Genomic DNA, 26,324 nt, shown 5'->3' with positions numbered 1-26,324 from the left:
GTTTTTTTGTGCATCGTCCAGATAAATACATCAATTAATCCCATATTTAGGTAGTAATTATAAATTATTTAGACGATACTTTTTTCGGATTTCCATGTTAGGTTTGATGCAAAGCTATTGGCTGAAAGGGAAGTATGCTCCTCTATTTCACCTCTAAAGGGTAATATTCCATCAAATTAGGCAAATTAGCGTACCGTAGTTCCCTCTGACTAGCAAAATGGCTGTTTGGATGAAGAATAGGGGAACAGAGTTCCCTCTCGGTCGTTAAGGGCTTGATTTGAGCGAAATCAAACAAGAGCCACGCTTTTCTCACCCAGCGGCTCACGCCAAGCGCAGCTGTGCACGCCAAGCGTAGCTGTGCACGCCAACCGTAGCTGTGCACGCCAACCGCAGCAGCGCACAAAAAAGAAGGCAGGACTCACGTCCGCCTTCTCTATCTCAACCATTAAACCTTGCGCGAAGTCAGCTTCGCTTGGGTGAACAGCAGCAGATAATCGTAGCCGCCTGCCTTGGAATCCGTTCCCGACATGTTGAAGCCGCCGAATGGGTGAACACCTACCAAAGCTCCTGTACATTTGCGGTTGATATACAAGTTGCCGCAGTGTACGGTGTCAAGAGCCTCAGCAATGCGCTCCTCATTGGTTGAGAAGTAAGAACCCGTCAATCCGAATTCTGTATCGTTGTACAGCGCGATTGCTTCTTTCCAGTCTTTGGCTTTGGCAATAGCCAGAACAGGCCCGAAAATCTCTTCTTGCATTAAACGCGCTTTACCGCCTACATCTCCAAACACCGTTGGCTGAATGTAGTAGCCATTGCCTTCTGCCTTCCCGCCGCCGGCAAGAAGGGTTCCTTCTGTTTTCCCAATTTCGATGTAATCCAGAATTCGATCATAGGAAGCTTTATCAATAACAGGACCTGCCGCAAAGTTAAGCTCAGGCAGACCGCTTTGCAGCTTATTCGTCAAAGCGACCACTTTATCGACGACTTGATCGTAGACTGATTCTACGATGACAGCACGAGAACCGGCCGAACACTTCTGGCCCTGGAAACCGAAAGCCGAAGCTGCAATCGCAGCAGCAGCTGCGTCGAGATCAGCCGTTTCATCTACGATGATCCCGTCTTTGCCACCCATTTCAGCGACAACACGCTTGATCCAGATTTGCCCTGGAACCGTGTCCGCCGCAAGTCTATTGATGCGCAAGCCAACTTCTTTGGAGCCTGTGAAGCTGATGAAACGCGTCTTCGGATGCGTCGTTAGGTAGTCTCCCACTTCAGCCCCGCTGCCGGGAATAAAGTTGATAACACCTGCGGGAAGACCTACTTCCTCCATCAGCGCTACAAATTTATGCGCAATCACCGGTGTTGTTGAAGCAGGTTTGAGAAGAACCGTGTTACCGGAAACAACCGCTGCTGTCGTCATCCCGACACAGATCGCAAGCGGGAAATTCCAAGGTGGAATCACAACGCCAACGCCTAAGGGAATATAGGAAATGCGATTGTTTTCCCCGGGGATTTTCACCAACGGCTGCGTCTCATTGATTTCACTTAAACGAATCATTTCTCGCGCATAGAACTCGATAAAATCAATAGCTTCTGCGGTATCTACATCCGCTTCCACGTAATTTTTACCAGATTCCAAAATCATCAAAGCAGAAAACTCATGTTTGCGAGCACGCATTAAAGCCGCAGCTTTGAACAAATATTCCGCGCGTTCTTGCGGAGGCACCTTTTTCCACGTTTCGAACGTTTCCAGCGCCACATTCATCGCTTTCTCAGCGAGAGCTTGATCCGCTTTACTCACATAACCGATTACTTCATCTAGATTGCCCGGATTAATGGACGTAATTTTGGCTTCAGTCATCACTTTTTCAGCACCAATACGAAGCGGGTATTCACGCCCTAGTTCATCCTTCACTTTGGCAATGGCTGCCTGCAGCGCTTTTTGATTCACCTCAAGGCTAAAATCTGTAAATGGCTCATTAACATAAGGACTAGCAGTTGTAAAAGTACGCATGGGATCTCTCCTCTCAAATTTGGCAAGCTGAATTGTACCTATCTCAGGTTTTGATTACTTAAACATATTTTTCAGAACAAACCAGACATTTGCTGGACGCTCAGCCAGTCTTCTCATGAAATAACCAAACCAGTCTACTCCGTAAGGCACATAAATACGTACTCGGTAGCCTTCTCTGACTAATTGCTTTTGCAGCTCATCGCAAATCCCGTACAGCATCTGAAACTCAAATTGATCATTCGAAATTCCGTGTTCGCTGACAAATTGCTTGGTGTGCTTAATAATGGCTTCATCATGACTGGCAATAGCGGTGTAATGTCCGTTGGTCAAATGTTTTTCAATGATTTTTTTATAATTCTCATCGACAGCGCTTTTATCCGGGAAAGCTACCTGCGGAGACTCCTTATAAGCGCCCTTCACAAGCCGCAGATTAGCTCCAAGAGAAGCTAAATCGTCGATATCCTGCATCGTACGGAACAAATAAGCTTGGATAACGATACCGACATTGTCATAGTCTTTTCGAAGTTCCTTGTAAATATCTAATGAGATTTGACAGTGCGCATAGTCCTCCATATCAATCCGTACAAAATTGTTATGCAAGCGAGCACGTTCAAGAATCCGTTTCATGCTGGTTACGCAAAGCTCTCTGCTAATATCAAGACCCAGAGATGTCATTTTCAACGAAAGATTGGACTTCACGCCGGACTCAGCAATCGCATCTAACGTCTGTATGCACATCGCGGCAGATTCCAAAGCCTCATCTTCACTAAAAACGAATTCGCCTAAATGATCCAGCGTCGCAACGCGGCCATCCTGATTAAGGCCTCGAACTGCTGCAATCGATTGTTGAATCGTCTCTCCAGCTACGAAACGTGCTGCGCCGAAGCGTAAACCATATTTTTTGGCTAATCGGTTGGCTGTGCGACTTTTGCCCAAGGATTGAAACATATTTTTCATGATAAGTTCCATATGTGTTATTCCTCCAAAGGAATTTGTACAATAGTGTTTAATAATTAACTTAATTGTACACTATAAACAATAATTTGAACACTATTTGTTCAAAAATATATTTCGATTAACTTTAAACACTTCTATCGGCTATCCTTCATCATACTCACATCCATCGTCCAGCGTGTTGAATCGCCTAAGTATTCATGGTAAATTTAAAGCAAATGAACGCTACATAAATGAGGTCAACTATGTTCAAAAATGAACACATTCCGTTGAACAGCAAGTTTGTCGAATTGCCATTGGAAACAACACTGGGAGAGCTATCTTCCTATTTACATCAAGGAACTGCTGTAATTGCTTCACAGAGCAGCGAGATACATCTATTCATACCGGAAGATGCAGCACTCCTGCCCATCTTCTCTGCACACAACCTGCAAGAGGTATTGGCCAAAACCAATTTTTTTGCTGCTCATTGGGCAGCTTGGGACGAAACGGGCCTGATTTCACAGACAGATCAAACTACGCATCGCCCGCTGCTCTTCAAGGATAAGGCTGGACAGATTCGGGGATACTCCCCTTTATCAGCTTGCTTGCAGGCCGTAATGACCGAGCAGCACAAATGGTCCTCTTATTTCTCAGCACTTGCCGAAACGGTTACCGATGCCGTAACTGTCGTTGATCGCAATGGCGAAGTGATTTGCTGGAACTCCGTCGCCGAAGAGCTTTATCATTTGCCGAGCGCAGATATTTTGGGCAAGCGTATTGGCGAGCATTTTGATGTCGAAACGCTGATGGTTCTGAAAATATTAGACGAAGGCCGTGTGATTCGTAACACGTATCACCGCCCTCGACCAGATACCCATGTCTTAATCAATGCCTCGCCGATCAGAGACGATAATGGTCTTATCATCGGCGGCATCGCTACGGAACAAGATATCACCCAATTAGTGCGATTGAATGAACAATTAACGACCGCAGATTCCTACGGCTTGCCGCACAAAGAGCACTCGGAAGATTTATTTACCTTAATCAAAGGAAAAGGCCCCGCGATCGGCAAGGTTATCCAATGGGCCAAGAAGGTTGCAGCAACAGAAACACCCGTCCTCCTTATAGGAGAATCGGGTGTTGGCAAAGAGCAGCTTGCTCATATTATTCATCAATCCAGTCCACGAGCGAATCAACCTTTTTTGACGGTTAATTGCGGCATCGTGCCCGCGGGATTGCTTGAAACTGAATTATTTGGCTTCCAAGGCGGTACGTTCAGCGGCAGTGACAGCGGGCAGGCCGGCAAATTGGAACAAGCCAAGGATGGCACCTTATTTATTAATGAAATCGAAAAGCTTCCGCTTGATCTGCAAGCCAAGCTCTACCATTACATCACGCAGCAAACCATCGTTCGCTCCGGCGGCAGCCTTCCGATCAGCTTAAGAACGCGGATTATCATTGCAACGCGGGAAGATTTGGCCAGCAAGCTGGTTAATCAGGAGTTCCGCTCCGATCTTTATTATGCGCTTAATGTCATCTCCATTCGCATCCCGCCATTGCGTGATCGCATTGAAGATATTCCAGCCATGGTGCAGATGTATCTCAAGCAATTCTCCGCGCAATATCAGAAGCCGGTTCCAACGCTTTCGCCAGAGGTTATCTTGGCTTTGACCAATTACACGTGGCCAGGCAATATCCAGGAATTAAAAAATGTCATTGAACGATGCATCATTCTTAGCGATGAAGACATCATCACTCTTGATCATTTGCCAACCGTCCTGCAGGAGCTGCAGCCTAGTCTCATTGCGACAGAAGCGGATTCCCTTGTAATTCTCAAAGCCAAAGTATCGGAAGATGAAGAAATCACCTTAATTGAAGAAGCTTTGCTCAAAACAGCTGGAAACAAAAGCGCAGCAGCCAAGCTGCTGGGTGTTTCCCGCGGCACTTTGTATAATAAAATCAAAGAGTATCAATTAGAATGAACCTCAGCTCGGCAGCTCGATTGCCGGGTTTTTTGGTGTTTGTCGAGAAGAGATAATTCGGATAAACTGAAAGTAGCGATTATCATAGAATTGTCGATGAGATTAGGGGGGAATACGCTTGGAATCGGCTCCAAAACAGCATCCTAATAAAGGAAAAGCAATATGGGAAGTACTTCTTGTTTCTACCAAACTAGGACTGACCTCTTTTGGTGGGCCAATCGCTCATCTAGGCTATTTTCATCATGAATATATTCATAAACGAAAATGGCTGGATGAGAAGAGCTACGCAGATCTCGTTGCTCTCTGTCAATTCCTCCCAGGCCCTGCCAGCAGCCAGGTTGGCATAGGAATCGGTACCCTTCGTGCCGGTTTATTAGGGGGTGCGGCGGCCTGGCTTGGATTTACAATGCCCTCCATACTCATCCTATTGTTTTTCTCACTTGTAATGAAAACGATTGATGTCAGCAATTCCGGCTGGATTCACGGCCTCAAAATTGTTGCTGTCGCCATCGTTGCACAAGCCATATTCGGTATGGGCAAAAAGCTCGCTTCTACGAAAAGTACAGCGACGATCGCCATCGCAGCGGCTTCAATCACCTTAGTCTGGCAAGCAGTTTTCAGTCAAGTATTGATCATTGTTTTAGCGGGATTGCTGGGCGTATGGGCTTTCAAAACAGCTTCTGCACAGGAAACTAGCCATATTCAAGTGAACGTTCATCGTTATTTGGCTATTGCTTGTTTACTCTCGTACGTACTTCTACTCTTCCTTCTACCGATTCTAAATGGGCTGGGACACTCTCCGCTTCTAGCCTTGTTCGATTCCTTTTATCGGGTGGGCTCCCTCGTGTTCGGAGGCGGACATGTCGTCCTTCCTCTCTTGGAACGTGAGATGGTCCCGCAAGGGTGGACCAGCAAAGAAGTCTTTCTCACTGGTTATGGCGCTGCGCAAGCAGTCCCTGGCCCGCTTTTTACATTTGCCACTTACCTGGGCGCGATGTTCAGCGGCATCAAAGGGGCCATTGTCGGCACCCTGGCCATTTTCTTGCCTGCTTATTTGCTCATTGTCGGAGCGCTGCCTTTCTGGAATGCTTTGCGATCCAATCCTAGCATTCAAGGCGCACTTGTCAGCATCAACGCGGCTGTGGTTGGGATACTGCTTGCCGCTCTTTACAACCCGCTTTGGACAACGGCCATCCTCCAGACTTCTGATTTCATTGTCGCCCTTTTGCTGTTTGGGCTGTTGGTTTTCTGGAAATTGCCGCCATGGATCATTGTGCTGCTAGGAGCTGCAGCTGGCGAAGCAATATCCTATCTATAAAAAATTGCCGCTAAAACAGAAGAGGCTGCCTCGCAGTCATTTTCGACTTGTGAGACAACCTCTTTTGGGTATTCAAGTGTCCTTACTGACCGCTTTTCGCATATTGCTCCGTAAACTCTTGGATGACTTTATCGCCACCGGCTTTGCGCCATTGCTCAATCGCTTGTTTCCAGCCAGCTTCATCCAATTTGCCCAAAATAAATTTCGTGCGGGCATCATCAATGATTGGCTTTAACTCACTGCCTTTGGTCGTTTGTGTTTCGGAAACTAAGGGATTGGTCGGATTATTCACCGCAATGGCTTCATTATCCTTGATCATCTTGCCATATTTCTCCATCAACGGCGTTTCTTTGCCTGTTGTTTTGGCTGTATATTTGGCTATTTGCAATTGCAGGTAACTGGAACCAACCTCGGTATCCTGCAGCTTTTGATCAATAAATACCGGCTTGCCGTCTTCAACTTTATAATGCTTGCCCTCGACTCCCCATCCTAGCAAATCCAGCATCTTCTGATCAGAAAGCTTATCGTAGAAGTCAAGGATCTTCTTCAGCTCCGCCTCTGTTTTCACGCTCGATTTGGGGAACATGAATACGCTATTGTACCCAACTCCGCCTGGCAGCCTTTCTCCCTTAGGTCCTTTGAGACGACTAACAACATCCACTTCCGCACCTGGGAACGTCTTGGCAAGCGATGCCTGATAACCAGCACCATCAATCATATTGGAAATGACGGCCCCTGCCTTCCCTTGGTTAATGTCATCCTTCTTCTGCTGATTGTTTAATACAGGAAAATCCTGCTTGATCAGCTTTTCATCATACAGCTTTTTGTAAAATTTCATCGCTTCAAAATATTCAGGCGCCAAGAAATCCGGGCTCAGCTTGCCGTCCTTCACTTCCCAGCTATTCGGAGCACCCATGATGGACGCTACAACGCCGAAGCCATCCATCGTTTTCTCTTCCGTCAAGCCCACCGTATCGGCTTTTCCGTTCTTATCTGGATCGTTCAAAGTAAACGCTTTTAACACATTGTACAGCTCGTCAATCGTTTTCGGTTCGCTTAGACCTACATTTTTCAGCCAATCGCTGCGGAAAATGATGCCGTACGTGGATAAATCACGGGCACGGTACAAGCCATAAATTTTCCCGTCTACTTTAATATTGTCGAACACAGACTTATTCATTTTGGATAAATTCGGGTAGTCCTTCAAATACGGACCAACCTCCCAAAATACACCTGCACGCACGGCGCTCAAAATATTCGAATCCTTGTTATTTTGCACGAGAAGCGCCTTCGGCAGCTCACCAGAAGCAATCGTAACATTCACTTTTTCTTTATAGGAAGAATTGGGCACCCAAGAGATGTCCAGCTTGGTATTCGTATATTCTTCAATCTTCTTTTGTACGTCACTGTCCGCTTTAGGCGGCTCCGCGTACATTAATGTCATGACACTAAGCTTAAGTGGCTCTTTACTTTCGGGATTGCTGCTCGTTCCAGCACTTCCCCCTGCTGGGCTTTTCTCGCTTCCACAACCGGCGAGTAGAGCAGCAGCGCCAACCAACATCCCCATCGCCGCAATTCCGGCTTTCTTCATTCCCGTATGTTTTTTCATCGTGGTAATGCCTCCCTATATGCTTATTTTATATGAATGAATCCCAATCACAATACAAAAGGGACACATTTTAACCTTTTACGGAACCAAGCATGACCCCTTTGGCAAAATGCTTTTGCAGAAAAGGGTACACAATCAAAATTGGCACCGTAGAGATGACGATGACGGCCATCTTAATAATTTGCGACGGAGGAGCAATATAATTCTGATCGAACTGGGTGGAGTCGCCGATTCCGCCTTGCGAGAGAATCACGATCTGCCTCAGCCAAACCTGGATTGGCCACATTTTGGAATCATTGATATACATAATCGCATTGAAAAAAGTGTTCCAGTGTCCTACGGCATAAAAGAGTGCGAACGTAGCCAATACCGGCGCTGATAACGGCAGCACGATCCGAAAAAGCAAGCCAACATCGCTGCATCCGTCAATCTTCGCCGCTTCCTCTAGTCCCTCCGGCAGCTGCCGGAAAAAGCTGACGACCACAATCAGATTGAATGCGCTGATCGCATTCGGAATGAGCAGCGACCAGTAGCTGTTCAGCATCCCAAGCGCTTTCACAACGAGAAAGGTTGGCAGAATCCCGCCATGAAACAGCATCGTGAAGACGATCATCATCATAAACAGCTTGCGCCCGGCAAAATCCGATCTGGACAACGGATAGGCCAAAAGTGAAGTGAACAACAGATTAATAAATGTCCCAACGACGGTAATTCCAATCGTAACGAACAGACTGTTCACAATCGTTTGCGTGGAGAAAATGTAGCGATACCCCTCTAAGGAGAAGGAGGTTGGGAAAAGGATAAAGCCACGTTTCAGCACCTCTGCCGGCTCTGCGAACGAAACCGATAAAATGTAAACAAACGGCAACAGCGTGACTAACGCGAAAACAAGCAAAAACGTATAATTGAAGCCGTCAAAAATACGGCTGCCCAAGCTTTTATGGATCATTTTGCACCTATCCCTTCTTAGTACAGACCGCTTTCGCCGAATTTTTTGGCCAACCGATTAGCGCTCACGACCAGCACCAGTCCGATTAGCGATTTAAATAAACCGACTGCCGTACTGTAGCTGAACTGACCTTGCTGGATACCGACATTGTAGACATAGGTATCGAAAACCTCGCCTACCTCGCGGTTCATCGCGTTCAGCATCAAGAAGATTTGCTCAAAGCCGGTATCCAGGAACGAACCGAGTCGAAGGATGAATAAAATGACAATCACACTGCGTATCGCCGGAAGTGTAATATGCCATACCTGACGGAAACGGCCTGCTCCATCAATCTTCGCAGCTTCATACAATTGCGGATCAACCCCCGCCAAGGCTGCGAGGAAAATAATCGTCCCCCAACCGGTTTCCTTCCACACAACCTGCGAAACGATCATCGTTCGGAACCATTCGCTGGAAATCAGAAACTCAAGCTTGGGAAGACCCATGGAAGCCAATACATCATTGACAATCCCGCCTTCGGTTGTGAAAAAAATGTAGGAGATCCCCACCACAACGACCCATGACACAAAATGCGGGATATACACAATTGTTTGAATGGTTCGCTTAAAGGCCTCTTTGCGAATTTCATTTAATAGCAGGGCCAAGATGATCGGCAGCGGGAAAAAGAAGAACAGATTGTAAATGGCTAAAATAATCGTATTCTTGAACAGCATTGCGAAGGAGGCATCAAAAAAGAATCGCTCGAAATGCTTAAGCCCGACCCATTTGCTGTGCAGCATGCCCAGAGCCGGTTGATAATCCTGAAAGGAAATCAGCAGCCCCCACATCGGGAAATAGCGAAAAATAATAAAGTAGAGCATGCCGGGAAGTGCCATCAGATACAGCCACCTGTTTTTGAATAGACGGTTAAATCTTCGGCGGGCGTCGCTCCGTGTAACCGTATCCGATTCTAACGGCTTGGAAGTCAGTTCCACTGTTCATCGTCCTCCTTGTTTGTTATGACAGCGTTAGCATATCGAAGCCTGAAATTGCCTTCAATAATCAACAGCGCTCCATCTGCCCAAAACAGGCAAAACCAGCGTAAATCCAGACTTTATAATCATTAGCGACCCTATTAATAATCATTGAAAGCTCGTGTACACCAAAAGAAGCAATTGCCTCACGAAAAGGAACTATGATCCGCTAATCGGCTCAGAATCCGATATTTACAGCTGGAAGGGAAGTATGATCCCTTATTTCACCTCGCTAGCGAGAAATTCCAGCAATTTAGACAAATTAGCGTACCGTAGTTCCGTCTAACTAGCCAAATGGCTGTTTGGCTCATGAATAAGGGAACGTAGTTCCCATTCGTGGGGTTCGTTACCTATCAGGTCGCAACTACCCCACAACTGGCTCACCTCATCCTCATCCTCATCCTCATCCTCATCCGCAGTAGCAAATAAATAAGAGGTAAGCCCATCGCGCTCCAAATCATCTAAATTCTTGTATAGCAAAAAACCTTGGCCCCTTAGCCAAGGTTTGATCTGCTCATTTGATTACAAGCAGCTACTGCTCTGCTCGCTTCTGTTCTCGGTATTGACCGGGTGTCATTGCTTCCAGCTTACGGAACTGACGGATGAAATTTTGCGCATTCGTATATTGCAGGCGTTCAGCAATTTCCGTTATTTTCATTTCCGTTCCACTGAGCCAACTTTTCGCCATATCATGGCGGTAGCCAGCTAAATAATCACTAAAATTCATGCCCGATTCTTTGCGGAACATCCGGCGTATATAATGTGTGCTGTAATTCAATCGCAGTGCGCACTGCTCAAGTGTCAAATCACTGTCATAATGCTCATGGATGAGATCCATCACCGAGCGAGAAATGCTTTTGCCCGACGATTCATGCCGTTTGCGTGTCAATTCGATCATCGGAGAAATCATTTGCGACTTGAACCACGCTTCGATTTCCTGCGGCGTCTTTAGTCCAAACATTTGTTCATACTCATTGCGATGATCTTGAGCGAACAGTCCCCCGGTATCCCCCATCTCATACAAGACGCGGATCAGATCTGTCAGCAGCATAGCAAAGGACATGCGGTACAGATTAGGATCGGATTCTACTCGCAGCACATCTTGAATAAATTGGTGAAGCAGCTCCTCTGCCTTATCCTTATCCAGAAAGACGATCGCCTGGGTAAGCTCTGAAACCAAGTGATGCGGGTAGTATTGCCGGGCAGCCTGCTTCGGCTTCAGGTCATCCAAATGCAGAATCGCCTTTTCGCCGAGTCGAATCCGATATTGCAACGCTTCTTTGGCTTCGAGAAATGCCTGAGACGTCGCAAACAACTGCGTATAAGGCCGGCTTATGCCTATACTGACCTTGAGCCCCAGGAATTCCTCGGCAGCGTTCTGGACCGACATGGCCAAAGCACTCCACTCGCTCAGCAGCTCCATGTGATTGTCTGCATTGCTGCCAACAAGTGTAACTTGATAGTTTCCGATCGGCATCGCCTGAATTCGCTGCGGGATAGGAATAAGCTCTGAGGCTATGTTATTGATCGCAAACAACAAAAGATCCTGCTCACTGAGACTATAGCGTGTTTGGGCTAGCGCATCGATCTGCAGCACCAGCACGGCGTACCTCTGCCACACAGGCAGTTGAAAGCGCTCAGCTTTCTCCTCCATTTCACTGCGATACAACTCGCCTTGAAAAAGCTTCAACATGAAGTAATCAACCAGCTGCCCTGACTGAATCTTCATCTGTCCTTCCAATTGTTCCTTGGACTGATGAAGGGATGCGAATTGATTCCCGATCCAATGCAGCTCGTCTTTGACAACAACGCCTCCACAAGACGGCTTGCTGTGACGCATCGTAAATTCCATCAGGCTTCGTACCGGAAAATAAATCCGCTTGGATGCCCAATAGGACAAAAGCGCAGCAAACAGGAGTAAAAGCACACACGCTGTTAAGGTAGCCCAGCCAATAGAGGCCGATTCTTTCTTGGCCTCCTCCAGTGGAATGACTGAGACATAAGTCCAATTATTGTACCGAGATTGGTTATAAATCACACTGTATGGTTTACCTGACACAGTGCTGTTGAAATACCCCTGTGTTTTATCGGCTTTCCGCAGCTCTTGGGACCATGGCTCGGAGAGGATGTTTTGGCCGATTCTGTCGGGATTGCTGTGGATGATAATAGTCATCTTGTCGTCAACAATCATCGTTTCTCTCGTCGAGAAACCACCGGTCAACAACTTAGCCAACTCGGTGCTCGACATTCGGACAAATAAGTAGCCTTTGGGCTCAGCGGCCAAGGAAGGAATCGCTTTCACTAACTTGATGCCAGCAAAAGCTTGATCCGAATCCGGCAGCCAGCGAGAGTTGTAAGCCGAATTTTGGCTGATCGCTGCCTTAGTTGTATCTGTTCCAAAATAGAAACCGCCATCTTTGATATACCATTTGTTCTGAATGCTGTGGAGCTCGGCTGTTTTGACACCCAACTCATAGGTTTGTACACCCAAAAGACCTTTTGCCAACAAATCAATGTCTTGAAAATCTTCTATTTCCATTTTTTTCGCTACCGAATTGACGACAAACGGTGTCTCCGCATATCTTCCGGATACCTGATCGACGACCTTAAGAATCTGTTCAACGCGGCTTTGCGATTGCTGCAAAATGAAAACATTCGCTTCATTCACCTTCGTTTGGACGGTCGAAGTGGATTGGAAGAAGGCATATACACCTAGGAATAAAAGCGGAACTGTGCTAATTAACGTAGTAGATACCAAAAGCTTGATTAGGAATGAGTATCGCGAGGGCATAGCATCCTCCATCAACAGAATTAATGGTTCCCATTGTAACATATGCATGCGATTTTGAGGACAGGCATTTCGCAGATGCCGCCAAATGGATTTTCGAAGAAAAAGCCGCTTACACGGAATACTCCCCGTGTGAAGCGGCTTTGAGCCTTATGGTTTCAGTTGCCTCCGAAACCATATGTTTGCGTACCCTTGACTCCGGGCTTCACTGCAAAAATCCCTCCGGCATGCGGTTGCTCCGCCATTTGCTCTGGCTGAACTCCCTTGCTGGCCGTCGTTATATACAGGGTGTCTAACTCTTCTCCACCAAAGACGCAGGAGCTGACCTTGGCTACTGGAACTGGAATGCTTGCCAACTTCTGCGCAGTTTTGGGATCCCAGCGGGACACCTGCCAACCGTCCCAATGTGCGATCCACAACATGCCTTCTGCATCACTGGTCATACCATCCGGAAAGCCTTGTTCCGTTTGAAAATCAATCAAGACTCTCGAATTGCTGATTTCCCCCTTCACTGCATCAAAGGCAAAGGCATAAACCAGCTTTTTCAGCGAATCTACGTAATACATTTCTGTCTCGTCCAAGCTCCAAGCAATACCGTTGGAAACGCCCACATTGTCTACGACTTTGCGGCAGCTAGCCTCATTATCCAATACATAAAGAGCACCTGTTGCCTCTGTTTCTGCTATTTCCATCGTTCCTGCCCAGAATCTCCCCCTAGAATCACACTTGCCATCATTAAAACGGTTGCCTGGTTGATGCGACTCCGGGTCTACCAAGGGAGTAAGCTCACGCGACACCAAATCGTAGGCTTGAAATCCGGATTGCGTTGCCAACATCACCTTATTCGCGCCGGCGCTGACGACAGCACCCACATATTCGCCGACAGGAAACTGTTCATTGTGGCCTGTGGCAGGATCGAATTGATGAAACGTCTTCCCCACAATATCAACCCAATACAGCTTTCGCTGGGCAGCATGCCAGCTGGGCCCTTCCCCTAATATTGCCTTGGCATCCAGTACAAGTTTCACGTGATCAGCACTCATCTTCTATTCAACTCCTTTCTCTCAATAGTAAACCGAATACCACGAGATTGGAAGATGCAGGAATTATGGCATTCGTTTGCAAATAGTGCTTCAACTAATTGCCGAATTGCGCTTCATGCAGTTGGCTGTATACGCCGCCAGCAGCAATCAGCTTCTGATGGCTCCCCTGCTCAGTGATGCCTTGCTCGGTAACGACGACGATCCGATCCGCATTCTTGATCGTCGCCAGTCGATGGGCAATGACAAGTGTCGTTCGCCCTTTGGACAACTCGGCCAGCGACAGTTGAATCGCTTTCTCCGTCTCCGTATCAAGCGCTGATGTCGCTTCGTCCAGAATCAGAATCGGCGGATTCTTGAGAAACATCCGCGCGATAGCCAACCGCTGTTTCTGACCGCCGGACAGCTTCACGCCCCGCTCGCCAATGATCGTCTGCAAGCCGTCCTTTTGCGAACGAATGAAGTCCTCCAGTCTCGCGCGGCGCGCCGCATCCCAGATATCGCTGTCGCTTGCCTTCAAATTGCCGTAAGCAATGTTATCGCGAATCGTACCCGAGAACAAGAAAACATCCTGCTGAACGATACCGATCTGGCTGCGCAAAGATAGCAGCTTCACTTTGCGAATGTCGGTTCCATCAACAGTGATACTTCCGGTATCCACCTCATAGAAACGCGGCAGCAAGCTGCATAAGGTCGTCTTGCCCGCTCCGGAAGGGCCAACGAAGGCAATAGTCTCACCGGCGTGAATCGTCAGGTCGATACCTTGCAGCACCTTACCTTCATTCTCATAACCGAACGTAACTCCTTTATAACAGATATCACCACGCAAGTTATGCAGATCAATCGCATCAGGTGCATCCGCGATATCCGGCGCGGTTTCCAGCAATTCGAGATAGCTCTTGAAGCCAGCGATGCCTTTGGGATAGCTTTCGATAACCGAATTAATTTTGTTGATTGGGCCCAGAAATACATTGGATAACAGCAGGAAGCCAACAAATTCCCCCGATGTCATCTCCCCTTTCACGACGAACCATGTGCCGCAAACGAGCACGAACAATAGGATAAGCCGCATCAATAAATAGCTCACAGATGAGTTCTGCGCCTGTATTTTATACGAAAGGAACTTCGTTTGGCGATACTGCTCATTATTTTCAGCGAATTGCCCCGCTTCATGCTGCTCATTCGTAAAAGCTTGTACGACTCGGATCCCCCCGATGCTGTCTTCTACGCGCGCATTGAATTCCGCGATATCTTTGAACATTCGACGGAACGCCTGCATCATTTTTCTGTTAAAATGCAGGGCTAAGTAAATGAGCCCCGGAATGACGATAACGGTCAGCAGCGCCAGCTTCCAATTAATCATCATCATCAGAATGAAGGCACCGATTAAGGTCATAGCCGCTATAAACAGATCCTCTGGTCCATGATGCGCCATTTCACCAATTTCCATCAAATTGCTCGTCATGCGAGCCATCAAATGCCCCGTTTTATTGTTGTCAAAAAAGCGGAAGGATAACTTCTGCACATGATTAAACAGCTTGCGCCGCATATCCGTTTCAATGTTAATGCCAAGTTGATGTCCCCAATAAGTAACGACATATTGCAAAGCGCTGTTGCAAACATAGATGGCAAGCAGTCCCAGACATGCCCACATGATCATCTGCCATTGGCCCTTCGGTAGAAGGTCGTCGACGAACCGATTGACAATCAGTGGAAAGCCCAGCTCCAGCAGTGCAGAAAATACGGCGCAGCAGAAGTCGATAAGGAATAACGTTCGATAAGGCTTGTAATAAGCGAAAAACTTTCTAAGCATAAGGCTTCACTCCGTTCTTATTCGTCCACAACACGATTACCCACAGACATTCAATCCGGATAGATTGAGGTCTATGGGTAATCGCTCAAGGCGCTTGTTTACTTTGCAGTAAGCTCCAGCAGTAATTTCGCTTGAATATCCAGCTGTTTATCGACCGAGATCGGATCCCCTGGGAAAATTTCACTCGTATTCATTTGATACACATGATTGTTCTTCACAGCAGGAAGGCTTTTCCATACCGGATTGTCCATAAGCTCCTTTAATCGGGCCGCGCTGTTTTCTCCGGCATTAGCCGTTAAGAAAATATAGTCGCCTACATATTTAGGCAAGCTTTCCATCGTTACTTCCAGCCAGTTTTTATTTTGATCAAACATTTCGGTTTTAACAGCTTTTGGCGGAGATAATTGAAGTGCGTCATATAAGTTATAGCCGCCTCTTCCGAAGTTTTTGCCGTAAACTACCGTTTGTTTCGCCCATAGCTCAACAATGGAGAACGTTTTCTCAGGACCAATAACCTTGGCTACTTGCTCTCGATACTGCTTCGCCTTGGCTTCGTATTTGGTAATCCACTGCTCGGCTTCCTGCTTTTTACCAACGATGTCGCCAATCTGACGAAGCTGCTCCAGCACATTTTGGGAGTCTGCACCCGCGTAAGACAAGACGATTGTCGGAGCAATTTTGGATAGATCGTCATACATTTTGACCGCTGCGCCTTCATCTTGCAAAATGATCAGATCCGGATTCAACGCCAGCATTTTTTCCTTCGACACCGGATTGCCGATGTTCTCTACGCCTGCGGCAGGTTCTTTCAGAAAAGCAGCATCAAACTGATAAGAGGCAGCTCCGACCGGCTTCACGCCCAGCGCCAGCAGATGCCCCATAAACTGGTCTACAATCACTCTTTTGGGATTCGTAGGAATGGTCACTTCATGTCCGAGCAAATCTTTGAACACGCGCGTAGTTGGCGCCGCGTCTGCCGCTTTGGCACTGGCAGCTGGTGTACTTGCCGCAGCAGCCGGCGTGCCTTTGGCCGCTGTATCTTCCTTCGCCTTCGTACCGCAAGCGGCTAGGAGCGTCGAGAACAACAACATAACCCCTAATACAACGATATTGAATTTTTTATATGGCATCGGTAAATCCTCCTATTGTTGCGATCCCTTATGTTCGCTTCATATATAATAATGATTCTCATTATCACTTAATGGAGTATAACCGATCTCTTCTGGATTCGAAAATAGACGATGGTGCTTACTTTTCATGCACAATCATGCTTTGAATACCGCCAAAGCCTCGCTGAGAAACCTTTCTTGCGTGTAAGCCGAATACTCGAACCACATCCATGGCGAGATCAGCGCGACTCCATGATTCTGCACGGCTTTCAGCGCTCTCCACGCTTCGTTTCGCTGCAATATTTCCCAATTTTCTTGTAAACTGCGTTCATTCGTAAACATTAATAGTATCCGATCCGCGTCATAGTCGCCTAATTGCTGTAGGGTAGCTGGCTGATAAGTGTCTATGCCCTTCACTTGCTGTGGGCAGTTAAGCTGCAAATCCGAATACAACACATCAGCGATGGACCTTTCGCCGTATACGTAGAAATCCGCTTCCGTTATTTGGACAATCATGACCGTATCGCTGTTCACAACGCCTTTTACTTGATCTCTGATGATCTTGGCTTTACGTTCATAATCTTCGATCCACTGTTCGGCTGCTGATGAAATCCCCAGAAATTCCGAGGTCAATCGCAAATGCTCACGCCAATTATGCTTCAGCCATGGAACAAAAAAGGCAGGAGCGACCTGTTTCAGCTTCTCCTGCTCGTCGATTGGCACGAAGTGGTCAATCCCAATGATATAATCCGGCCTGGCTGTCCGAAGCGCTTCACGATTGAACTCATAATCATGGCTAAGCTTCGTAACCACGTCGTATTGGTACTTCCTGCGATACAGATCCGTCCAGGAATGATCCATCGGAGCCGCAAAAGGCACAATTTTCAAGGCGAGCAGCTGCCCAATATTGGGAAAACTATAAGCCGCGACCTTGCGCTGTCGGTTCTTGATGTAAGTTGCAGGCGGAATTCCCACTTGCTGTTTAAATTTGCGAATGAAATAATATTCATCGTTGTAGCCCACTTGCTTTGCAATGTCACGCAGCCTTATTTTGGTTTTCTCCATGAGTACCTTCGCCTGATTAATTCGTAGCTCAGATAAATAATCCATCGCACTTCGGCCATTCTGCAGCTTGAACGTACGCATATAGTAGTAACGGCTCACACCGGCCATTTCGGCCAGCTCGTCAATTGTAATATTTTGGGCAAAATGCTGCTCCATATAGGTTCTTGTCCGATCCATCAGCGCCTCGCTATCCTGATCTTGAACAGCGGCAGGCAGCGCATCCTGCAGCAGACGGCAAAGCAAATCCTGAAAGGCTGCTTGTCCTCGCATTCGATCGAGCGCACTGGCTGACTGCATATTCCCACTAATCGTGGAACATAGGCTGCTTATGCTTGAACGATCAGCAAGGCTGATTTCCCCGCTAATTGGGAACACACTCTTCTGCCTGCTCAGTTCCAATCCGCCTTCCGTGCTGCCCGCTTCCACAACCGCATCAAACTGAAAAAGAAAGAGGCCGCCCTCATGCTCCTCCGCAGCGGAAGCCTCAACAAGCTGTCCAGGCAAGCAGATATAAGCATTGCCCGGCTTGAGGAAGCAGATGCGGCCATCTACAACCACCTTCAGCTTGCTGCTAATTGCAATCATGAGGGTATGTGATTGCACGAAATCCAGCGTCAAACGCCAGCCTTTATCCTCAATGCAAGTCAGTGTACGCAGTTTAATCCATATATGATCGAGCATGTCATAGCCCGTCTTTCTTATGATTCGTTCATCCATCTCGGTTCTATCACCATCCTGCACAGTAAGTCATTACTCTTCATTTTAAGTGATAATCGTTCTCAGTGTCTATGAGTAAATTGAATAGCTGCCGAAGACATTTCATTCTCCAGCTGCGCGGCCCCCGGCATTCAAAGCATGTCATTTGACTTATTTAACGAGTCATATCTTTATCATTAAAATAATATGCAGTAAAATAGCCATATGAATGAATATATTTTTTAAACTATATTACATATAAGGGGGCTGTGTATTTTGTCTTTATCTACGTCTTGGGGACTCGTTCCGTCCGAACAATTCGGCAAAGTCATTTGTGAGCCGAACTGGCGATGGAGCCGAGAGCATGACCCCTTCGATGACTTCGACTTCTGGTATGTATGGAGCGGAGAAGGTGAAGTTACTTTGAACAGCAATCGTTATGAAATCGGACAAGGCGATTGTTTTCTATTTCGTCCAGAAGACTTTGCAAGTGCCAAACATAATCCTGCACGCCCTTTGACCGTTACCTTCATTCACTTCGATGCCACAGGCGACTTATCCTGGATCTTGTCCCTTCCCCCTTACATCCGCTTCAACCCTGCTGACGCTCACGAAATATACTTGCAGCGTTTCATCCAGGTGAGACTGAACCAAGCGTTCGGGCATGAAGATGAGGCTGCTCTCTTGCTTCACTTGTTGCTGGTGCTTTATGAACGTCAGAAACCTGAGCATTTCCCATATAAAGATCAAACCCAGCATTCCATGAATAAAATCATGATGGACATCGCCGCACATATTCTGCAGGATCCCGGACACCAGCACACCATCGAAGAATTAGCGAAGCTCACTCATCTCTCGCCGCGTTACTTCTCCCTCAAATTCAAAGAACAGATGGGACAAACCATTGAATCGTTTATCATCGAGAAACGAATTGAACGTGCGAAGTATTTGCTGACTCTTGGGATGAATGTGGGGGAAGTTGCGGAAGCTTTAGGATATCGAAGCATTTATTTCTTTAGTCGGCAATTTAAAAAAGTAACGGGGATGAACCCTTCCAAGCTGCGCTCTTGAGAATTTTCTTTGGAAATCTGACAAGCAGCGTGATAGAATGTAGTTTTACCAACGTATTCTGCCATTTAATTAGGAAGGTATAGGTCATCATCATTATGAATTCTTCAAATTTATTGCGTTCTTTTAATTTTTTGTATTTCGCACTCCTTGCCATGTTCGTTTCCTTCCTTCCCGTTTATCTGGATGCGCAAGGGCTTCCTGCGACCAAAATTGGATTGATTATCGGAACAGGCGGTATCATTACGATTTTCTCACAGCCCTTATGGGGAATGATAAGTGACAGAACCAAAACGATTAAAAAAATTATGCTGCTTCTCTTGGGGTGCTCCACAATCGTTGGTTATTTCTTATATGCCTCCAACAGCTTCGTTATCCTGCTTCTGTTTACGATGCTGTTATACTTTTTCTTAATGCCCTTGGACCCTTTGACAGAAAGTCTGAACTTCCAGACAGCAGAAGCAAACGGAGTCAGCTATGGTTCTATCCGAACGTTTGGCGCCGTTGGCTATGCCGTGATGTCACTCGCTGTTGGTTATGCGATTCAATATTTAGGCATCAATAGCCTTGCTTTCCTTTTTGCAGGCATCGGCATTATCAGCATTCTGATCTGCTTGCCCTTGCCGGATGCTCCAGTAACCGGGAAGCCGATTACGTTGAAGAGCCTAAAAACGTTCCTTAGCAATAAAGAAACGATCTGGTTTTTGGTGCTCATCTTTATTATTGCTGTACCGCAGCGGATCAATGATACTTTTCTAGGTGTTTATATTCGTAAATTAGGCGGCAGTCCTGAATTGGTCGGGCAAGCTTGGTTTCTGGCAGCGGGCAGCGAGATACTCGTGTTCGCATTAAGCTTCTGGTGGCTTCGCAAAGGAAAAGAATTAGCGATTATTGGTTTCTCGGCTTTCTTCTACTTCATTCGCTTCTTCCTATCTGCCTGGGTGACAGAGCCTCATGTTCTCGTATACTTGCAGTTATTCCAAACTTTCACCTTCCCGATTTTTTATTCCGCGGCTATTCAATATCTGTACCGCATAGTGCCTGAGGAATGGCGCGCAACGGGACAAACCGTACTCGCTTTGCTGTTCTTCGGCGTTTCGGGAATCGTCGCCTCTTACTTGGGGGGATGGTTCTATGAAAGCTTTGGCGGGAAACCTTTATATCTATGGATTTCAGGAATGTCTTTTATCGGCCTGCTGTTTAGTCTGGTTTTAAGTGCAATCTATGGAAAAAGGAAGATGGTATCCTAAGCATTTTCTGTTAAAATGGAAAGCACAGAGATCGAACGGGGGCAAACAACATGGACTACATTATTTTGGATATCGAATTCAACGGCCGTAAATTTGCGAGTGAATTGCCGATGGAGGTCATCGAGATTGGGGCTGTCAGGTTAAATGCTTCATTAGAGCCTGTGGACGAGTTCTCCGCTTTGATCAAACCGGTTTATTTCTCCAAGCTGAACGGATTTATTAAGAAAAAGACCGGCATTCCGCAAGAAGATATTGATCAAGCCGAAGGTTTTCCCAAGGTCATTACGAATTTCATGAACTGGCTGAATCGCAGCGGGGAATTCCTTCTCATTACCTGGGGTGGCGAGGATCTCAAACGCATCGTCTTTGACACACGGATGCACAAAATGGATGATGGCTTCTGGATGTCAGCTTTTTATTTCGATTTATTGAAAGGTTTCACCCGTTACAAAAATGTAACGAATGATGTGAGTGTCGAAGGCGCGCTGCTCGATTTGAATATCACCTCCGAGGGTTCGGCCCACCGAGCACTTGATGATGCCCGAATGACAGGCGATGTTTTCCGAGCGATCTTTACCGAGCTTGATTTCGAGCGCAAGCAGCAGTACGTCGACGTCTATGCGAATGCGAAGGAAAGAAGGCTGGTCAAGACCGCCATTCGAGCGATTACCGCTCAGAAAGTCGTTCCAACCTGGGAACTGCTTGTCGAGCATTATTTTACAGAGAAAATGGCCATTACGGATCCAAGAAAGCTCGCTGAGCTGCAAGCATTATTTGCCGTGGAGATGACCAAAGATCAGCGTCCAGCCAAAGCGCCTACACAGAAAATATAAGCATAATCATTTCATCCCCAATATAAAAAGCCAATCCACTAGACCTCCTTTCGGACAAGTCTAATGAATTGGCTTTCTTCGTCCAATGGATCAAAACTGATCAACACCTAGACGGTTGTGGTAAGTTGTTGGCACCAAAAGGTGTTCATCGCGCTTCGACACATTGTGTTTAATATGAATCAAATCTTCGAACAGCTCCATGAACCATTCTTTGTCTCTTGCCGCCAGCGCTACATCAATCAAACTTTTGACTTGTTCTTCTATATCAAATGCAGCTATAGGCAATTTCTTCACATCATGATGAACAACCTCTTTCACTTTTCCAATCGCAGCGTCATGATCGGATGCGATGACATAAATGCGAGCCACTCCCTGCTGGGTATCGATCGATTCCACATAGCCATGAATCAATTCATCTTCGTTCGTTGCTGCCATTACCCAATCGCTGATTGTAAAATTCATCATCATCACCGCCACTTCTTATTAGTAAAAACTTAATACTGTAATTATAATTATTACAGTATGTATTGTCAAGGGGTGCTTCTAAGGACTGCGTCCTATTTACTCGGTCCAGCCGCGGTGATGACACTGGCCTTTTTATTTTTATACGCCGTCATGAAGAGCATCAACAGTGGATACAGAAGTCCCAACAAGATCGCTTCCGATGTCCAGGTTGTCGTATCCCATTTCGTTTTATAAACAAAATTTGGGTAAACCACCAACGATAGCACGCTGGTAATCATCCCTAGAGGAAAGCAAAGTATTTTCCCCTGATTGGGCAATTGGAACACCTCACCGAACCCCGTCATCATCGCATAAAAATAAAGCGTTAGCTTGAAATACACAAAAATAAACCAAAGGAAGGCAACAATCACTTCAATTCTCTGCAAAAAATTGCCAACATTGATTTTCCTCGCTAACACGTACGTCGGATATATTTGCGTTTCTGAATTGGCTGGCCCCAAAACCGTCGTGCTGACCAAAACCAAAATCATCAGGAAAATGCCGCTCAATAAGCCTCCAATTACGAAAGCTTTTCCTATTCCAGGCTTCCATACAAGTGTTGAATTAAAAGCCGCAAAGGTAATAAATAAAGGAAGGTAGGAATAATTAACAACCTGCAAAGCACCTCGAATGAGCGACATCCCCTCCAGCTCGCCAATCGGAAGCAGCATTTCCGGTTTAACCTCCGGCATAATCAATAAGATAAACATAACAAATAAAAGAATAATCCAAGGGAAAAATATTTCCGCTGTCCGCGCCAAGTTGGCAATTCCGAAATTCGCTCCAAGCATAGCGGTAAGGATAAATAAAACGTGAATAGCTTCAGTTGGCGTATCCGGCATGATTTGTGTCGTAATGAAGGTGCCGATATAAAATAAGACCTGGGCACAAATAATCATAATCGCAAAAGCAATCAACAAGCTAACCCCTTTGCCGAACCAGCGTCCAAACAGCCTTTCATTCATTTGAAAGAGGTTCAGCCCTTTATTTCTCTTAAAAATAAGGATATAAAGAGCCAAAAACAAAAGGCCGATGCTGGTCCCCACGATCTGCAATATCCAGGCATTCTGCTTCGCCTCATTAGCTAACGCAGATGGAACAACCAATATCGTCGTTCCAACCATAAAGAGGAGAACAAGAATCATGATTTGGCGAGATGACAGCATTTCATTCATCTTCAGGCACCTCCTTCCGTTATGCTTTTATGAAACCCAAAGAAAGAAGCAGCTTCGTGAGAGGACGCATGACAATCTCGATCCAATCCCCTGGATTAAGGAAAGGCAGACCCAGCGTCCTCCAAATCACCAGAAAGTTTCCTATTGCCAAAAAGGCGAGATACACGCTTACGTTCCCTTTCGTTCCGCAATTACGAAGCTTCGGAATTTCAAAATAAGCTACGAGAACCGAGATCGCAAACACACTGATTCCCAAGATCATAGCTTCCTACTCCTCTTTTTCCGTTACAGGCGATTTACCGATTGTTCCTGTGTTGCTCATGCTCGTAACGACTTCAATATGGATCGGCATCTGCTCGAAGCGCTCGTCCCAATTGCTTTTGTTCTTCTTCCAGAATTTAGGGTCAGCACGATGAACGGCTATACCGAAGCCAAAAATATCGGTTCCAAGGCTTATAGCTTTCTGAATGGACAGCTCCATAAGAGACTTTTCAGCCGCTGACACTTGTTCGTTAATCTTCTCAATCGTTGCTAGATCCGACAAATCAATTTGGCATTCAACACTTGAAATATTCCCCTTCACACTGCTATCCACCCATATTTCCGGGTTATTGTTCGTCACCTTGCTCCGCATCTGCGTGTGCACATGAGAAATATCTATGCCTAGTTTGCCGCCACTGGGACAAGGGATATGAAGTGCTGTTCGTTGCACACGGTCTGTGAGAAGCGAATAACCTCTCGACTCATTTTCATCCAGCCACCCTACAAGCTTGTCCTTCTTTAGAACCCCAATGCCCGCATGTTCGAACTTGACCGAGGGCGCAGATAGTTGCAGATTTGCCGTTTCTTTCCCTTTGGTTTTATCCCCTAGGATGCGAACTCCACTGAGCACGGGGTCCATCCCTTCTCCCAAAATATTGTTGGCTACCTCATCCATTTTAACGGATACCACATGGGACCATTCCTTATTCGCCACTTCCAACGCATTGAACAAATAATTGGACGGAATCTTCTCCAGCGGTGTAAGGACGCTCAAAACTTCCTTCGCTGTGCTGTCTCTTGCAATGACAACGTTGAAATCAGAACGAATTTCATTATCCCGCATCAGAAAATCAAGCGGCTTCGCAATCCCTTGCTTAGCAACACGCTCAGAGAAGACTACGATGCGAATATGAGCAAAAAATATTTTCCTTGCCACAGAAGCCGACAGTCGGCGAACCGCTTCATTCAAGGTCGCGCCTTTCGCCGAGTACACGACTATCGAAGTGTTCATACTTTCTTGTTGCTTCACAAAGCTTCCCGGATTTACGATCTGTACCGTGAGTACGTACTGATTGTCTTCCAGATCAATCCCAATGCCTTGCGCGATAGAGAGGGAATTCAATTCTTTACGGCTCCAGCAGCCGCTAGTCAGCAGCATCACTGCTATTAAACATACAAGGAGCCATACTCTGCTTCTTACACCCATCTCAACAGCACCTACCTCAGATGACTTGGCTTCCTTTGTTAGAGGGGCTTACGCTTGGTATCCTTGTTAGAGTGCATGCCGCGGATCCGCGAAAAGGTCGCTTGGAAAGGTAAGCGAAATAACGCATCCCGTTGCTTATCCAACTGGAGCGGAGCGAACGGACTTAAATACGGGACACCGAAGGATTGCAAACTATTCAAATGCATGACAAGCACAAGTAGTCCGATAAAGATGCCCACCAAGCCAAAAGAAGCTGCCAGTGCCATCATCGGAAAACGCAAAATGCGGATCGCATTGGACAAGTCATACGACGGAAAAACGAAGCTGCATATAGCCGTTATGGATACTACAATAACCATGGCAGCCGATATAATACCTGCTTCCACGGCCGCTTGACCGATTACCAATGTGCCGACAAAAGACAACGCCGAGCCAACGCTCCTAGGCATCCGAAGCGCAGCCTCCCGCAACACCTCAAACGTGACTTCCATCATCAAAGCTTCAATAAAGGCTGGAAACGGCGTCCCCTCTCTTTGCGCGCTTAAGCTAATCAGAAGAGAGGTTGGAATCATTTCCTGATGATATGTGGTAATCGCCACATACAAGGAAGGCGCCAATAAAGCGATCAGAAATCCGGCGTATCTAAGCATTCGAATCAAAGTACTGATATCAACTCGATGATAATAATCTTCTGACGCTTTCAGGAACGTTTCAAATAAGGCCGGGGCAATCAGTACAAAGGGCGTCCCGTCTACCAAAATGGCAATTTTCCCACGCATTAGCTCAAGCGCAATGACATCCGGGCGTTCCGAATTGTACAGGGTGGGGAAAACTGTTATCTGTTGATCCTGAATGATTTCTTCCACATTGCTGCTTTCTAATACGCCATCAATCTGAATGTTCTTCAAGCGGTCGCGCACTTCCGTTACCAGCGATTCGCGGGCCACGCCTTGGATATAAATGAGAACCATATCCGTTTTCGTAACTTGACCAATTTGAAAGGACTCTAGCCACAAATTAGGATCTTTAATTTTTCTGCGGATCAAAGCCGTGTTCGTTCTTATTGACTCTGAGAATGCTTCCCGCGGGCCGCGAATGACCGTCTCTACATTCGTTTCTGTCACACCACGGTCCTTCCAGCCCTTGGTGTTTGCCGCAATGCCAACCGATGACCCTTCTATTAAAATGACGGAATCACCCGACAATACATGATTTAGCAAACTCTCCATATCCGATACTTGATTGATCTCACCGATCGCAAGCGTATACGATTGCATAACGATTAATGGATCATCCTCAGGATCTGCAATGACAGAGTCCGTCATCAACGATCTCATAATGAAATCATTAATCGTGGTTACGTCAACAAGTCCGTCTGTATAAATAATGACAATCGGCTTTCCAATGGCATGAAACGTGCTTTCGCGAAAAATGATATCTGCGCTGTATCCTACGCTTCGTTCGATATAGGCTATATTGTCTTTAAGGCTGCAATGGATTGGCGTGGTGGTTGCCACTTTGTGACTGACAGGTTGCGGTGGTTCTATATTCTTTTTGGGACGCAGCCAATGAGCAAACATGTTGGATTCCCCTAGAACAATATGACATGCCTACATTATCCCCTCTAAATTCTGGTATATACATCCCTGCAAAATGATCAAATTTACATTCTTGCCATCACTATTTATACTTAG

At 46.4% G+C, this 26,324-nt stretch carries 21 protein-coding genes; 5 read left to right on the top strand and 16 right to left on the bottom strand.

Features of this window, described 5'->3' with window-relative positions; translation table 11 throughout:
- Positions 1–445 precede the first annotated feature (445 nt).
- Complete coding sequence (pruA, locus tag HQN90_RS29330) at positions 446–2,014, bottom strand: L-glutamate gamma-semialdehyde dehydrogenase (RefSeq protein ID WP_173225750.1); 1,569 nt, start codon at positions 2,012–2,014, stop codon at positions 446–448.
- Positions 2,015–2,068: 54 nt separating this feature from the next.
- Positions 2,069–2,983 (bottom strand): proline dehydrogenase family protein, encoded by a 915-nt coding sequence (locus HQN90_RS29325; protein ID WP_173225747.1) that lies wholly within the window; start codon positions 2,981–2,983, stop codon positions 2,069–2,071.
- Positions 2,984–3,213: 230 nt separating this feature from the next.
- Here HQN90_RS29325 and HQN90_RS29320 point away from each other — a divergent pair, with 230 nt between their 5' ends.
- On the top strand, positions 3,214–4,932 hold the full coding sequence (locus HQN90_RS29320) for a sigma-54 interaction domain-containing protein (protein WP_173225745.1): 1,719 nt from the start codon (positions 3,214–3,216) through the stop codon (positions 4,930–4,932).
- A 112-nt stretch (positions 4,933–5,044) separates the two neighbouring features.
- Positions 5,045–6,250 (top strand): chromate transporter, encoded by a 1,206-nt coding sequence (locus tag HQN90_RS29315; RefSeq protein WP_420851095.1) that lies wholly within the window; start codon positions 5,045–5,047, stop codon positions 6,248–6,250.
- An 82-nt stretch (positions 6,251–6,332) separates the two neighbouring features.
- On the opposite strand, the gene HQN90_RS29310 is transcribed toward HQN90_RS29315, so the two are convergent.
- The 9 genes from HQN90_RS29310 to HQN90_RS29270 form a co-directional block, all read right to left on the bottom strand.
- Complete coding sequence (locus HQN90_RS29310) at positions 6,333–7,859, bottom strand: extracellular solute-binding protein (RefSeq protein WP_173225739.1); 1,527 nt, start codon at positions 7,857–7,859, stop codon at positions 6,333–6,335.
- A 70-nt stretch (positions 7,860–7,929) separates the two neighbouring features.
- Positions 7,930–8,808 (bottom strand): carbohydrate ABC transporter permease, encoded by an 879-nt coding sequence (locus HQN90_RS29305; RefSeq protein WP_173225736.1) that lies wholly within the window; start codon positions 8,806–8,808, stop codon positions 7,930–7,932.
- Positions 8,809–8,825: 17 nt separating this feature from the next.
- Entirely contained in the window at positions 8,826–9,683 is an 858-nt protein-coding gene (locus HQN90_RS29300) for an ABC transporter permease (RefSeq protein WP_173225762.1), read from the bottom strand.
- A gap of 420 nt (positions 9,684–10,103) precedes the next feature.
- Positions 10,104–10,301, bottom strand: coding sequence for a hypothetical protein (locus HQN90_RS29295; RefSeq protein WP_173225733.1), 198 nt, complete (start codon positions 10,299–10,301; stop codon positions 10,104–10,106).
- 52 nt (positions 10,302–10,353) lie between these two features.
- Positions 10,354–12,612: a helix-turn-helix domain-containing protein gene (locus HQN90_RS29290; RefSeq protein WP_173225730.1), complete on the bottom strand. Its 2,259-nt coding sequence runs from the start codon at positions 12,610–12,612 to the stop codon at positions 10,354–10,356.
- Between the two features lie 155 nt (positions 12,613–12,767).
- The gene (locus HQN90_RS29285; RefSeq protein WP_173225727.1) at positions 12,768–13,652 is read right to left on the bottom strand and encodes an SMP-30/gluconolactonase/LRE family protein; all 885 of its coding nucleotides are present in this window, start codon (positions 13,650–13,652) and stop codon (positions 12,768–12,770) included.
- Between the two features lie 94 nt (positions 13,653–13,746).
- Positions 13,747–15,462 (bottom strand): ABC transporter ATP-binding protein, encoded by a 1,716-nt coding sequence (locus HQN90_RS29280; RefSeq protein WP_173225724.1) that lies wholly within the window; start codon positions 15,460–15,462, stop codon positions 13,747–13,749.
- Positions 15,463–15,560: 98 nt separating this feature from the next.
- A complete protein-coding gene (locus HQN90_RS29275; RefSeq protein ID WP_173225721.1) occupies positions 15,561–16,592 on the bottom strand; it encodes an ABC transporter substrate-binding protein in 1,032 nt (343 codons plus the stop codon).
- Positions 16,593–16,727: 135 nt separating this feature from the next.
- A complete protein-coding gene (locus tag HQN90_RS29270) occupies positions 16,728–18,353 on the bottom strand; it encodes an AraC family transcriptional regulator (protein ID WP_173225718.1) in 1,626 nt (541 codons plus the stop codon).
- 255 nt (positions 18,354–18,608) lie between these two features.
- On the opposite strand from HQN90_RS29270, the gene HQN90_RS29265 reads away from it, so the two are divergent.
- The 3 genes from HQN90_RS29265 (at position 18,609) to HQN90_RS29255 (ending at position 21,483) form a co-directional block, all read left to right on the top strand.
- Positions 18,609–19,403 carry a helix-turn-helix transcriptional regulator gene (locus HQN90_RS29265; RefSeq protein WP_173225716.1) on the top strand — a complete coding sequence of 265 codons (795 nt, stop codon included), beginning with the start codon at positions 18,609–18,611 and terminating at the stop codon, positions 19,401–19,403.
- Between the two features lie 95 nt (positions 19,404–19,498).
- Positions 19,499–20,650, top strand: coding sequence for an MFS transporter (locus tag HQN90_RS29260; protein WP_173225713.1), 1,152 nt, complete (start codon positions 19,499–19,501; stop codon positions 20,648–20,650).
- A gap of 50 nt (positions 20,651–20,700) precedes the next feature.
- Positions 20,701–21,483 (top strand): 3'-5' exonuclease, encoded by a 783-nt coding sequence (locus tag HQN90_RS29255; protein WP_173225710.1) that lies wholly within the window; start codon positions 20,701–20,703, stop codon positions 21,481–21,483.
- Between the two features lie 90 nt (positions 21,484–21,573).
- On the opposite strand, the gene HQN90_RS29250 is transcribed toward HQN90_RS29255, so the two are convergent.
- From HQN90_RS29250 to HQN90_RS29230, 5 genes are all read right to left on the bottom strand, one after another.
- Positions 21,574–21,951: an IDEAL domain-containing protein gene (locus HQN90_RS29250; RefSeq protein WP_173225707.1), complete on the bottom strand. Its 378-nt coding sequence runs from the start codon at positions 21,949–21,951 to the stop codon at positions 21,574–21,576.
- An 89-nt stretch (positions 21,952–22,040) separates the two neighbouring features.
- Positions 22,041–23,162 (bottom strand): GerAB/ArcD/ProY family transporter, encoded by a 1,122-nt coding sequence (locus tag HQN90_RS29245; RefSeq protein ID WP_173225704.1) that lies wholly within the window; start codon positions 23,160–23,162, stop codon positions 22,041–22,043.
- Between the two features lie 19 nt (positions 23,163–23,181).
- Positions 23,182–23,424, bottom strand: coding sequence for a hypothetical protein (locus HQN90_RS29240; RefSeq protein ID WP_173225701.1), 243 nt, complete (start codon positions 23,422–23,424; stop codon positions 23,182–23,184).
- A gap of 6 nt (positions 23,425–23,430) precedes the next feature.
- The gene (locus HQN90_RS29235; protein ID WP_173225699.1) at positions 23,431–24,630 is read right to left on the bottom strand and encodes a Ger(x)C family spore germination protein; all 1,200 of its coding nucleotides are present in this window, start codon (positions 24,628–24,630) and stop codon (positions 23,431–23,433) included.
- 38 nt (positions 24,631–24,668) lie between these two features.
- Positions 24,669–26,210 carry a spore germination protein gene (locus tag HQN90_RS29230; protein ID WP_173225696.1) on the bottom strand — a complete coding sequence of 514 codons (1,542 nt, stop codon included), beginning with the start codon at positions 26,208–26,210 and terminating at the stop codon, positions 24,669–24,671.
- Positions 26,211–26,324 lie beyond the last annotated feature (114 nt).

The organism is Paenibacillus alba, from assembly GCF_013204855.1.
GTDB classification, from domain to species: Bacteria; Bacillota; Bacilli; order Paenibacillales; family NBRC-103111; genus Paenibacillus_E; species Paenibacillus_E alba.
Note: the sequence above shows the minus strand (reverse complement) of the source record. Positions and strands in the feature narration are given on the sequence as shown.

Bases quoted from the DNA above. Each gene is read 5' to 3' on its own strand.
- HQN90_RS29245 (WP_173225704.1), bottom strand. From the start codon at position 23,162: ATGAATGAAATGCTGTCATCTCGCCAAATCATGATTCTTGTTCTCCTC.
- HQN90_RS29305 (WP_173225736.1), bottom strand. From the start codon at position 8,808: ATGATCCATAAAAGCTTGGGCAGCCGTATTTTTGACGGCTTCAATTAT.
- HQN90_RS29325 (WP_173225747.1), bottom strand. From the start codon at position 2,983: ATGGAACTTATCATGAAAAATATGTTTCAATCCTTGGGCAAAAGTCGC.
- pruA (WP_173225750.1), bottom strand. From the start codon at position 2,014: ATGCGTACTTTTACAACTGCTAGTCCTTATGTTAATGAGCCATTTACA.
- HQN90_RS29310 (WP_173225739.1), bottom strand. From the start codon at position 7,859: ATGAAAAAACATACGGGAATGAAGAAAGCCGGAATTGCGGCGATGGGG.
- HQN90_RS29260 (WP_173225713.1), top strand. From the start codon at position 19,499: ATGAATTCTTCAAATTTATTGCGTTCTTTTAATTTTTTGTATTTCGCA.
- HQN90_RS29320 (WP_173225745.1), top strand. From the start codon at position 3,214: ATGTTCAAAAATGAACACATTCCGTTGAACAGCAAGTTTGTCGAATTG.
- HQN90_RS29255 (WP_173225710.1), top strand. From the start codon at position 20,701: ATGGACTACATTATTTTGGATATCGAATTCAACGGCCGTAAATTTGCG.
- HQN90_RS29275 (WP_173225721.1), bottom strand. From the start codon at position 16,592: ATGCCATATAAAAAATTCAATATCGTTGTATTAGGGGTTATGTTGTTG.
- HQN90_RS29285 (WP_173225727.1), bottom strand. From the start codon at position 13,652: ATGAGTGCTGATCACGTGAAACTTGTACTGGATGCCAAGGCAATATTA.
- HQN90_RS29250 (WP_173225707.1), bottom strand. From the start codon at position 21,951: ATGATGATGAATTTTACAATCAGCGATTGGGTAATGGCAGCAACGAAC.
- HQN90_RS29290 (WP_173225730.1), bottom strand. From the start codon at position 12,612: ATGCCCTCGCGATACTCATTCCTAATCAAGCTTTTGGTATCTACTACG.
- HQN90_RS29235 (WP_173225699.1), bottom strand. From the start codon at position 24,630: ATGGGTGTAAGAAGCAGAGTATGGCTCCTTGTATGTTTAATAGCAGTG.
- HQN90_RS29270 (WP_173225718.1), bottom strand. From the start codon at position 18,353: ATGGATGAACGAATCATAAGAAAGACGGGCTATGACATGCTCGATCAT.
- HQN90_RS29300 (WP_173225762.1), bottom strand. From the start codon at position 9,683: ATGGCACTTCCCGGCATGCTCTACTTTATTATTTTTCGCTATTTCCCG.
- HQN90_RS29280 (WP_173225724.1), bottom strand. From the start codon at position 15,462: ATGCTTAGAAAGTTTTTCGCTTATTACAAGCCTTATCGAACGTTATTC.
- HQN90_RS29240 (WP_173225701.1), bottom strand. From the start codon at position 23,424: ATGATCTTGGGAATCAGTGTGTTTGCGATCTCGGTTCTCGTAGCTTAT.
- HQN90_RS29230 (WP_173225696.1), bottom strand. From the start codon at position 26,210: ATGTTTGCTCATTGGCTGCGTCCCAAAAAGAATATAGAACCACCGCAA.